This is a genomic window from Mesorhizobium sp. M7A.F.Ca.CA.004.06.1.1, assembly GCF_003999135.1.
Lineage (GTDB): Bacteria > Pseudomonadota > Alphaproteobacteria > Rhizobiales > Rhizobiaceae > Mesorhizobium.
Genome location: NZ_RZPQ01000132.1, coordinates 1 through 10355, shown reverse-complemented (window position 1 = coordinate 10355; position 10355 = coordinate 1). Strand labels below are relative to the sequence as shown.

Annotated in this window: 10 protein-coding genes; 1 reads left to right on the top strand and 9 read right to left on the bottom strand. The window is 65.5% G+C overall.

Annotation, left to right across the window (positions count from 1 at the left end):
* The coding region (locus tag EN906_RS11050) for a DNA polymerase IV (RefSeq protein WP_127375171.1) at positions 1-1086 on the top strand (1086 nt) is incomplete at its 5' end.
* Between the two features lie 18 nt (positions 1087-1104).
* Here the strand turns inward: EN906_RS11050 and EN906_RS11045 are convergent.
* The 9 genes from EN906_RS11045 to EN906_RS11005 form a co-directional block, all read right to left on the bottom strand.
* Positions 1105-2133 (bottom strand): cupin domain-containing protein, encoded by a 1029-nt coding sequence (locus tag EN906_RS11045; protein WP_127270848.1) that lies wholly within the window; start codon positions 2131-2133, stop codon positions 1105-1107.
* Positions 2134-2266: 133 nt separating this feature from the next.
* Positions 2267-3868 carry an FGGY-family carbohydrate kinase gene (locus EN906_RS11040; RefSeq protein WP_127272380.1) on the bottom strand — a complete coding sequence of 534 codons (1602 nt, stop codon included), beginning with the start codon at positions 3866-3868 and terminating at the stop codon, positions 2267-2269.
* Positions 3869-4028: 160 nt separating this feature from the next.
* Positions 4029-4757, bottom strand: coding sequence for an SDR family oxidoreductase (locus tag EN906_RS11035; RefSeq protein ID WP_127272381.1), 729 nt, complete (start codon positions 4755-4757; stop codon positions 4029-4031).
* 22 nt (positions 4758-4779) lie between these two features.
* Positions 4780-6039 carry a sugar ABC transporter permease gene (locus EN906_RS11030; protein ID WP_127272382.1) on the bottom strand — a complete coding sequence of 420 codons (1260 nt, stop codon included), beginning with the start codon at positions 6037-6039 and terminating at the stop codon, positions 4780-4782.
* Entirely contained in the window at positions 6036-6875 is an 840-nt protein-coding gene (locus tag EN906_RS11025; RefSeq protein WP_127270008.1) for an ATP-binding cassette domain-containing protein, read from the bottom strand. Before EN906_RS11025 ends, EN906_RS11030 begins: the two co-directional genes overlap by 4 nt.
* Positions 6876-6970: 95 nt before the next feature.
* Positions 6971-8059 (bottom strand): sugar ABC transporter substrate-binding protein, encoded by a 1089-nt coding sequence (locus EN906_RS11020; protein WP_127270010.1) that lies wholly within the window; start codon positions 8057-8059, stop codon positions 6971-6973.
* Between the two features lie 247 nt (positions 8060-8306).
* Positions 8307-9191 (bottom strand): AraC family transcriptional regulator, encoded by an 885-nt coding sequence (locus EN906_RS11015; RefSeq protein WP_127270012.1) that lies wholly within the window; start codon positions 9189-9191, stop codon positions 8307-8309.
* A gap of 334 nt (positions 9192-9525) precedes the next feature.
* Positions 9526-9819, bottom strand: coding sequence for a DUF982 domain-containing protein (locus EN906_RS11010; protein ID WP_127270014.1), 294 nt, complete (start codon positions 9817-9819; stop codon positions 9526-9528).
* 97 nt (positions 9820-9916) lie between these two features.
* Positions 9917-10144 (bottom strand): hypothetical protein, encoded by a 228-nt coding sequence (locus tag EN906_RS11005; protein ID WP_013530720.1) that lies wholly within the window; start codon positions 10142-10144, stop codon positions 9917-9919.
* Positions 10145-10355 lie beyond the last annotated feature (211 nt).

The following is a 10355-nucleotide window of genomic DNA, read 5'->3' as shown; positions in this document are numbered from 1 at the left end:
ATGCCGGGGCGCAAGGCGCGTGAGCTGTGCCCGCAGCTGATCTTCGTCGGCGGCAATTTCAGCCACTACCAGCGGCTGGGCGACGCGGCGATCAAGGTGCTCGACGATTTTACCCCGGTGGTCGAGCGCATCTCCATCGACGAGGCGTTTGCCGACGTCGCCGGCTGCACGCATCTGTTCGGCTCGCCGCAGGAGATCGCAACGACCATCCGCCGCCGCGTGCGGGCCGAACTCGGCCTGCCGATCTCGATCGGCGTGGCGCGCACCAAGCATCTGGCCAAGATCGCCTCCCAGGTGGCAAAACCCGACGGGCTGGTGGTGGTCGACCCCGGCAGCGAGCTCGCTTTCCTGCACGACCTGCCGGTCGGGCTGATGTGGGGCGTCGGCCCGGCGATCAGGGCGAGGCTGGCGGAAATCGGCGTCGAGACCATCGGCCAGCTGGCCAGGACGCACAGCGGCGCGCTAACGCGGCTGCTCGGTCCCGCCGCCGGCGAAAAGCTCGCCGCCTTGTCATGGAACCGCGACCCGCGAAAGCTCGAAACGCATAGCCGCGCGCATTCGGCCGGCGCCCAATCGGCGCTGGGCCAAAAACCCGCCGTAGCGCGGATCATCGTGCCCACTCTGCTGCATCTGGCCGACCGTGTCGCCAGCCGGCTGCGCGCCAAGGCGCGGCCCGGCCGCACGGTGACGGTACGCGTGCGCTTTGCCGATCTCAGCGCCGTCACGCGCTCGATCACGCTTGACCAGCCGATCTCGGCGACCGCGATGCTGGCCGAGATCGCCGGCGATCTGGTGCGCGGCGTCCTCGCCGACAACCCCCACGAAAGAACGATCTCGCTGCTGGCGATCTCGGTGTCGCATCTTGAGGAAAGCTTCGAGCTGCAGCTCGAACTGCCGCTCGGCCTCGCCGACGAGAAACGCCGGCCCGGCACCCGAAAAGGCCTGGCACGCTTCGACGCCGACCGCGCCATCGACAAGATCCGCGAACGCTTCGGCAAACAGGCGGTCGGCTACGGCACGGTGGCACTGGAGGCCGCGCGCTCGGTTCCCGACGAATTCAGGGAGCTGGCGGAGAAGGAACTGTGAACCCGGGACCGCCGGGCGCTATTCCGTCTCCTCGCCGTCCCAGTACCGCCTCACCGCTCCCATGTCGAAAATGCCGTCGCGCCGGCGCAAGGCGTCGACCGCCATCTTGTTGGAATCGGGATAGACGCAGACCTCGTTGGGATTTTTCTCGCCGATCATCAGATAGCGGCACGGTTCCGTACCGCTGTTGAGGAAGGAATGCCCGACCGCCAGGCCGGCGGGAAAGCAGACATAATCGCCGGCCTTCATCTCGTGACGCTCCTCGCCAAGCAGCAGCGTCACCTGCCCTTCCAGAATCAGCGCGTGCTCCTCTTCGAGCATGTGGTAGTGCCTGGGCGCCAGGCGCATGCCGGGGGCCGGCGCCTCGATCAGCATGCCGACATGATAGTCTGGTAGTCCCAAAGCCGCATAGGTCAGATGCCTGGACCGGCCGCCGAACCGCGGGCCTTCGCCCTCGACCTTCCATTCGACGGCATCGCTGGCGACAGGCGGGATCGGCACGGCTGGGGGTTTGGTGATACCGGACATCACACCCGACGGCAGCGGATCGCCGGCGGCAAGGCCGGTGTTCTCGCCGTCCCAGTAGGTTCGAGTTGCAGCGAGATCGAAGAGCGCACGGCTACCCAGCGCGCGCACCAGCACCTTGTTGGAGGCGGTGTAGACGACCACGTCATTCGGGTTGCGCTCGCCGACGATGACATAGCGGCACGGCGCGTCGCCGGTGTTGATGAGGCAATGCCCCGCCGCAGCACCAGCCGGAAAGCAGATGTAGTCGCCGGCCTTCATGGCGTAGGCGGCGTCGCCGACATAAGCGGTCAGCGCCCCTTCGAGGATGAAGACATGCTCTTCCTCGAAAATGTGGTAGTGCGCCGGTGAGGTCTGCTTGCCCGGCGGCAGTTCCTCGATCGCCACGCCGACATGGTAATTCTCGCCTAGGGCGGCCAGCGACAGATGCCGGTAGCGCACGGCAAAGCGCGGCACATCGGACCATTCCGTCCATGGCACGCTGTCCGATGCGAATGGCACTGGCGATTTGTCGTCTGCCATCAGGCCTCCTGCTCCTGCCGCCTACCTCGTCGCGACGGAACAAAGCTGCCAGCTTCCGGCATCATCGCCAAGCGGTGTTCGCCACACTCCTGACAGAGCCGGGCAGGAGTCGCTGGCCTTTCGAAACAGTTTCTCAGCCCCTGATCGCCTTGCCCGCCTGCTGCAGCAGCTCGAACGCCGCGAAGCGTTTTGCATGCCAGCCGCCCAGCGTAGCGTCGGGATGATAGACCTCGCCGAGTTCCGACATGCCGGCCATCGCCCCCGTCAGATCCCTGTAGGCACCGGCGGCGACCGCGCCCAGCATAGCCGAGCCGAGCAGCACCGGTTCCGGCGAGGTCGACGCCACCACCACCATGCCTGTGGTATCGGCAAGCAGCTGGCGCACCAGCGGGCTTTGGCCGGCGCCGCCGCTGACCACGATGGTGTCGACGGCAATGCCCTTGTCATGCTCGGCCCGCACGATCTGGCGCGCGCCATAGCCCAGCCCGCAGACCCCGGCGACATAGAGCCCGACCAGGCTGTCGAGGCTGGTGTCGAGATCGAGCCCGGCGATCAGCGCGCGCGCGTCCGGGTCGGCGAAAGGTGCGCGGTTGCCGAGAAACTCCGGCACCACATGGATGCCGCCGACCAGCGCCGGCGTTGCCGCGGCCCCATTGCGGCTTTGCGCCTGCAACGACAGCCAGGCGCTGAGGCTGAGCCCCTCGGCTTGCGCCTTGGCGGTCGCTTCGGCAGCCGCGGGATGCATGCGCACCAGATGGTCGATAGCAGCACCGGCTGCCGACTGGCCGCCCTCGTTCAGCCACAGGCCCGGCACCATGGCCGAGAAATACGGACCCCAGACGCCGTCGACGAAGGCCGGCGCCGCGGTCGACGACATGGTGCAGGCCGAGGTGCCGAAAACATAGGCCATGCGCGACAGAACGCTGCCGAACGCGCCGCGCGCACCGACCGTACCGACGCCACCGGCATGCGCATCGATCAGACCGGCCGCTACCGCGGTGCCGGGGACGAGGCCAAGGTCCGCAGCCGCCTGCGCGGTCAACCCGCCGCCAAGTGCGCCCCCCGCCGGCACGATCTGCGTGCCGATGCGCGCGAACCCCTCGTCGGCCAGGCTCCCTAGTCCGATGGTGCGGAAATAGGCCTCGTCCCAGCGGCTTTCATGCGCCAGATAGGTCCATTTGCAAGTCACCGTGCAGACCGAGCGGGCAAGGCTGCCGGTCGCCCGCCAGGTGAGGAAATCGGGGAGGTCCATGAACTGCCAGGCGGCGTTGAACGTGTCGGGCAGGTTTTCGGCCAGCCAAAGGAGTTTCGGCGTTTCCATCTCCGGCGAGATGACGCCGCCGACATAGTTCAGCACCGCCTCGCCGCTACGGTTGATGCGGCGCGTCTGCTCGACCGCGCGATGATCCATCCAGACGATGATGTTGCGTTCCGAATTGCCGGATCTGCTCACCGGCAGCGGCACGCCGCCCTCGCCCAGCACCACCAGCGAACAAGTGGCGTCGAACCCGATGCCGGCGATCGCCTCGGGTGCCACGCCCGATTGAGCGACCGCTTCCCGCGTGGCCGCGCACACCGCCCGCCAGATGTCGTTGCTCGACTGCTCGACAATGTCGCCGGCCTCGCGCCAGGCCTCGATATCGCGCTTGGCAGAGGCGAGCATGTTTCCAGTGTGGTCGAACACCCCGGCCCGCGCGCTGCCGGTGCCGACGTCGATGCCGAGGAAATTAGGCATGGGGGAAACCTTCGGTTCAGGGCAGTAGGCAGTAGGCAGTAGGCAGTAGGAGATTAGCGAGTTGGGATAGGGAGCAAGAAGCGTTTTCGACAGCAAGGTCGTGCCTTTATCTTCCCCCTACTGCCTACTGCCTACTGCCTATTCCCTATTCCTCACCCACTCACAAATCATTGCTCTGCGGCAAAATCACCAGATCGCGGATCGTCACGTTGCGCGGGCGGGTCAGCATGAACATCACCGCTTCGGCCACCTCGCGCGGCTGCATCAGGCCGCCGGCGGCGAGTTCTTCCTCGAGCTTGGCCTTCGGCCAGTCGTCGACCAGCGCCGTCACCACCGGGCCGGGCGCCACCGCACCGACGCGCAGGCCGTGCTTGGCGACCTGCCGGCGCACCGTGTGGACGAAGGCCTGCACGGCGTGCTTGGAGGCCGTGTAGATCGGCTCCCAGACCACAGGAACCAGTCCGGCAATCGAACTGGTGACGATGACGTCGCCCGTCTTGCGCTCGATCATGTGCGGCAGCACCGCCTGGATCGAACGGAAGCAGGCATTGATGTTGAGGTTGAGCATCCGGTCCCAGGCGTCGGGATCGCCGGTCGCCACCTCGCCGCCGACATAGGCGCCGGCATTGGCATGGAAGATGTCGAGTTGGCCGACCTTCTCCAGAATCTGCGGCATCATGGTGGCGACGCTGGCCGGCTGCATCAGGTCGATGACCAGCGGGATCGCCTTGGGGCCGAGTTCGGCGCACAGTTTGTTCAGCGTCGCCTCGGCGCGGTCGACCAGCACCACGGTGGCGCCGGCCGCCAGCATATGCCTGGCGCATTCGAGGCCGATGCCTGATGCCGCGCCGGTGACGGCGGCAACTTTTCCGGACAGTTCTTCGCTCATGTCTTGCTTCCTGTTGATGGGTTCAGGCCCGGCCATGGGAGACACGCGAGCGGCGTGCCAGCGAGTCGACGATGACCGCGATGGCAAGCACGGCGCCGGTGATCATGTACCGAAGCGACGAGGACAGATCGAGCAGCGTCAGGCCGCTGGCGATCGACTGGATGACGATGATGCCGAGCAGCGCCGAATACGCACTGCCGCGACCGCCGAACAGGCTGGTGCCGCCGATGACGGCTGCCGCGATGGCGTTGAGGTTGACGTCGCCGGTGCCGGCCTGCTGGCTGGCCGAGGCCAGGCGGGCCGCCGACAGCACGCCGCCGAAAGCGGCCAGCATCGAGCACAGCACGAAGGCGCTCGAATAGATCAGCCGCACATTGATGCCGGCGCGCCTTGCCGCCTCGCGGTTACCGCCGACCGCCGACATCGAGCGGCCCCATTTGGTCCGCGTCAGCGCGTAATGCATCGATATGACCAGGCCGACGAACAGGCCGAACATCCACGGAATGCCGCGCGCCTGGTTGAGATAGAAGACGATGAGTTCGAGAATGACCGTGATCACCACCGCCCGTATAACCAGGCCGCCGGTCGACGGCGCCGACAGATTGGCGGCGCGGCGGCGCGTAACGGTGCGCAGGCCGGTGACCAGCATGACGATGCCGGGCACGGCCGCCAGGGCGAACGAAACAAATTTCGGCATCATCAGCAGCTGGCCGAAATTCACCAGGTTCGAGCCGTAGGGCAGATTGATCGAGCCGGTCGAGCCGAGAATGTAGAGCTGCAGGCCAAGCACCGCCAGCAGACCGGCCAGCGTCGAGACGAAGCTCGGCATGCCCAGCCGGTTGAACAGCAGCGCGTAGAGTGCGCCGATAAAGCCGCCGACGGCGACAGCGGCCAGAATGGCGAGCGCCACCGGCCAGCCCTGGTTGACCCACAGCGTGCCGACCATCGCCGAGGCAAAGCCGCTGATCGAACCGACAGACAGGTCGATTTCGCCGACCATCAAGACGCAGACGATGCCGAGCGCGATGACGCCCACGGTGGAGCAATCGAACAGCAGATTGACCAGATTGCTTGATGATAGGAAGATCGGGTTGATGCTGGCAAACACCGTCCAGATGATGACCAGCCCGACGATCACCGGCAGCGAGCCGAGATCGCCCGAGCGGACCCGGTCGAAGAACCTGCGGATGGCGCCGCCGATCCCCGCCTCATGCTTGACGCGCACGTCGGCGCGGTCGAGCTGCGGCGGCACGGGGGCCGTCTGTTGCACGTCGCGGCTCATGGGCGTGGCTCCTGCGTTTGATCCTGTCGCGCCATTTGAGTCTGCTGGGTTTGGCGCCGCTCGGCGCGCCGCGACACCGAATTGTTCGACGCGCCGGTGATGGCGCTGACCAGTTCCTGGTTCGAGGCGTCGGGCGAGAAGATGCCATTGTTGCGGCCAAGCCGCAGCACGACGATGCGGTCGGCGACGGCGCGCACGTCTTCCATATTGTGGCTGATGATGACGACGCCGAGACCGCGGTCGCGCACCCGCTCGATCAGGTTGAGGACTTCCGCCGTCTGCGCCACGCCAAGTGCCGCCGTCGGCTCGTCGAGCAGGATGAGCTTGGGTTCGAGCAGCAGCGAGCGGGCGATCGCCACCGTCTGGCGCTGGCCGCCCGACAGCGAAGCGACCACTTCGCGCACGCTTGGGATGCGCGCCGATAGCTCGTTGAGCAGCGTCCAGGCGCGCACTTCCATCGCCACCTCGTCCAGCCGCAGCGGGTTGAGCTCACGACCGAGAAAGATGTTGGCGACGATGTCGAGGTTCTCGCACAGCGCCAGGTCCTGGAACACGGTGGCTATGCCGAGCGTCAGCGCCGCACTTGGATCTGCAAGCGTCACCTGCTTGCCGCGAAAACTTATCGTGCCTGAGCTCGGCTGATGCACGCCGGCCAGGATCTTGACCAGGGTCGACTTGCCGGCGCCATTGTCGCCGACCAGCGCCACCACCTCGCCGGCATGGACATCGAGATCGATGTCGGTGAGCGCCGAAACGGCGCCGAAATTCTTCGAAACGCCGCGCAGGCTGAGCACCAGCTCGCCTGCCGGAACCGGTTCGTCCGGGGTATCGATCATGCCAGGAAGCCTTTCAAAACCGGTTCAAAAATGTCGGATGAGCGCTGCCTGGCCACCGCGCGGTGGCCAGGCAGCGGAGCGGGCAAGGGTCGCGGTCAGTTCCCGATGCCCAGCTTCTTGCAGCCTTCCGCGTAACGATCGACGCAGAGTTCGGCCGCGGTGTTGATCTTCTTGTCGATGATCTCGGCCTTCAGGTTTTCCTGCGTCACCACGGCTGGCGTGAACAGCTGCGAGGGCGTGTCGTACAGCGTCATCTCGGCCTTCGGCGTCTCGCCCGAAAGCAGCTTGATGGCGATGTTGGCGGCCGCCGCCGCCACGATCTCGCTCGGCTTGGAGATGGTGTTGTACTGGTCGCCGGCGATGATCAGCTGCAAGGCCGCGATCGTCGCGTCATTGCCGGTCACCGGCGGCACCGGATCGACGCCGGCCGCCTTGAAGGCGGCGATGGCGCCGCCACCGGTGCCGTCATTGGCGGCAACCACGCCGAGGATTTTCGGCCCGAAGCGGGTGATCTGGCCGCCGGCCCATTGCTGCGCCTTCGGCGGCGCCCATTCCGGCGTGTCGTATTCGGCCAGGATCTTGTAGCCGCTATTGTCGAGGCCGGCATGGATGCCCTTCTTGATCAGGCCGGCCGCCGCGTCGGTCGGCGAGCCGTTGATCTGCAGCACACCGCCGCTGGCCGGATCGACCTTCAGCGCCTTCAGGTGCTCGACCAGCGAGTCGGCGATGGCCTTGCCGATGCCTTCATTGTTGAACGACACATAGAAATCGGCCGGCGCGGTCGGGATCGGCCGGTCGTAGGCGATGACCTTGATGCCCTGGCTCTGCGCCAGCTTGACCAGCGAGGCGGCGGCGGTCGAGTCGACCGGGTCGAGCACGATCGCCTTGGCGCCCTGCGAGATCACCGAGTTGAACTGCTGCTGCTGGCGCGAGGCGTCGGCATCGGCATTCTGGTAGAGCACCTTGCAGCCCGGGCACAGCTTCTTCATCTCGGCGGCGAAGCCGGGATAATCATGCTGCTCGTAGCGGGTCGAGGCCTGGTCGGGCATCAGGAAGGCGACGGTCGCATCGGTGACTTCGGCGGCCCTGGCGATCGCGGCGGTGCCGGCCAGCAGCGACAGCGCAAGGGCTGCCACACCGGCGGACTTGCCAGCGGACTTCAATGAAGATGAAAGTTTGGTCATTCGGTCTTCTCCGTTTCTGGATATGGTTGTAAGAAGGTCGTTGACTGCTTTGGTCTGAAGATACCTATCCGCCCTCGCCCAAACTGCATTGGGAACCGGGACCCGGCGCCGGCCTTTCGAGCCGCGCCGACAACCTCCGCCGACGGAGGAATTCGAGACAAGCGTTCTCCATCGCGAACCGCTCCACGCGGCTCACGTCGTCATGCAAAAGAAAAAATCCTCCCTTGGTTCCTCCCTGGCTCCTCCGTTAAGCGGCTTTTCCCGCGTTGATGTTGTCGGCCAGCAGGCGCCTGAAGCGCGAGGGCGGCATGCCCTTCTCCGCCAGGAACTGCCGGTTGAAATTGGACAGATTGTTGAAGCCGACCTCGTAGCAGATGTCGGTGATCGAGGCCTGCTCGTCGCTCATCAGGATCTGGCAGGCAAGGTTGATGCGCAGCCGCTTCACATACTGCACCAGCGACATGCCGGTGTGACGGCGAAACGAGCGTGAGAAAGCGCCGGTCGATTGGCCGGCGATGGCGGCGAGGTCCGCCTCGTCGAACAGCTGCGTCAGGTTTTCCCTGATATAGGCGAGCGCCTTATTCATGCCGGCGGTCATGTAGCCGGAGGGATCGGGCCGGTAGCTGGCGCTGGCCAAAAGCTGGAATTCCTGGGCGCGGCTGAGCAGGCCGGCGATCATCATGAACAGCTCGATGCGGCGCACACCTTGTGCCTGCATCATCTCTTCCATCAGCGGCGCCAGCGCCTTGCTGGTGCGGCTGGAAAACAGCACGCCGCGACGTGACGCCTCGAGCAGAGCCGTGAGCCCCGCCAACTCCGGCAGCACATGCATGGCATCGCCGATGAAACTTTCGGAAAACTGAATGATGCGGCCGCGCAGCGGGATCGAACTGTCCCTGGCGATATCGCTGACCCAATTGTGCGGCAGGTTCGGCCCGGTCAGCACCAGATTGCCCGGCTCGAACTCGCCGATGAAGTCGCCGACGAAATAGCGGCCGTTGGTGAAGATCACCTGATGCAGTTCATATTCGGGATGGAAGTGCCAGCGCACCGTATGGAAGGGGTAGCCGTGCGACCACGCCTTGAAGGACTCACCGCGTCGTATCTGGACAACTTCCAGGTCCGGTTCCATGTCCGTTTCCTCCCGGGCCGGCACGGATATTTGCCGCGTTCGGCCCAATTCCCTAAACCGGCCGAATTGGTTTCGGCTCTGCATTTCAAGAGCCAAGGTACCGGCTCATGACAACAGGCGCCACCACGATTCAAGACAACGGATGATACTTTTTTAACCGGGAGGCGGCGCTCAGAAGCGCTATTCGGGCAGAACAGGTCAGTCTTGCTGACGCGTTCGCTCAATGACCAACGACAATGCCGCCCGCCCGGAAAGGAATTCCGGCGTCTCCGTGTTCGCCTGGCTTATCGCAAGACCATGGTCTTCAGGCGCTGTGCAGCGCCGCATCGTCAGTTCACCTCGTGCGCAGCGCACCACCGGCCGCCGTCGCGAGCGGCGTAACCATCTCCGGCACCAATATGTCGTGGCGGCGCGCGAAGCTGACCAGCGTGGCCCGCACCGTCTCCGGATCGATCTCGCCGACGATGCCCGCCTTGCAAGCGTTGAGTGCGACGGCATGGGCGCCGTTGCGGCCGGCGCTCGGCCAGTCCTGCAGCAGTGCGTAAGCTTCCATCACGCTGTCGATCTTCCTCGGAAAGCCCATTCCGACCAGAAGTGTGACCGGTTCCTCAAATTGCCCGTGATTCATGGCTTGTGCCTCCTCTCGATTGTTCAGGGCCTGTAGCGGGCCGAGCACCGGGAGCGCGGCCCGCCGCGAATAGGTGAATGGACTGGCCGATTTCCGTTCAGCCGCTGCCGGCGGATACCTCGGATGTTGCCGACACTTGCTGCGCGGCGAGGAACATCAGTGCCGACGCCGCGGTTCGCCGGTTCCAGCCGGCAGCTTCAGCCATGTCGAGCAGCCCTGCCAGCAGCGGCTTCAGCACGTTCCTGCATTCTGTTTCATAGGCCAGGAATTCCTTCGCCTGGTGCGTAGGAGCCGGTACGGATCCGAGGCCAGCCATTGCATCCATCTTTACCTCCACTTTCTCTTCGGATGACGCCCGCTCCCCGCCAGGGAAGCGGGCGGATGGGCCGTGACCTCAGAAGTCCATACCGGCGCCGGCGGGCATTGCCGGGGCGGCGGCTTCCTTCTTCGGCTTCTCGGCCACCATCGCCTCCGTGGTCACCAGCAGGCCGGCGACCGATGCCGCGTCCTGGAGAGCGGTGCGCACCACCTTGGCC

What these genes read in the sequence shown, in the direction of transcription:
- EN906_RS11015 (WP_127270012.1), bottom strand. Translation starts at nt 9,191, where the DNA reads ATGGAACCGGACCTGGAAGTTGTCCAGATACGACGCGGTGAGTCCTTC.
- EN906_RS11035 (WP_127272381.1), bottom strand. Translation starts at nt 4,757, where the DNA reads ATGAGCGAAGAACTGTCCGGAAAAGTTGCCGCCGTCACCGGCGCGGCA.
- EN906_RS11020 (WP_127270010.1), bottom strand. Translation starts at nt 8,059, where the DNA reads ATGACCAAACTTTCATCTTCATTGAAGTCCGCTGGCAAGTCCGCCGGT.
- EN906_RS11030 (WP_127272382.1), bottom strand. Translation starts at nt 6,039, where the DNA reads ATGAGCCGCGACGTGCAACAGACGGCCCCCGTGCCGCCGCAGCTCGAC.
- EN906_RS11040 (WP_127272380.1), bottom strand. Translation starts at nt 3,868, where the DNA reads ATGCCTAATTTCCTCGGCATCGACGTCGGCACCGGCAGCGCGCGGGCC.
- EN906_RS11010 (WP_127270014.1), bottom strand. Translation starts at nt 9,819, where the DNA reads ATGAATCACGGGCAATTTGAGGAACCGGTCACACTTCTGGTCGGAATG.
- EN906_RS11025 (WP_127270008.1), bottom strand. Translation starts at nt 6,875, where the DNA reads ATGATCGATACCCCGGACGAACCGGTTCCGGCAGGCGAGCTGGTGCTC.
- EN906_RS11005 (WP_013530720.1), bottom strand. Translation starts at nt 10,144, where the DNA reads ATGGATGCAATGGCTGGCCTCGGATCCGTACCGGCTCCTACGCACCAG.
- EN906_RS11045 (WP_127270848.1), bottom strand. Translation starts at nt 2,133, where the DNA reads ATGGCAGACGACAAATCGCCAGTGCCATTCGCATCGGACAGCGTGCCA.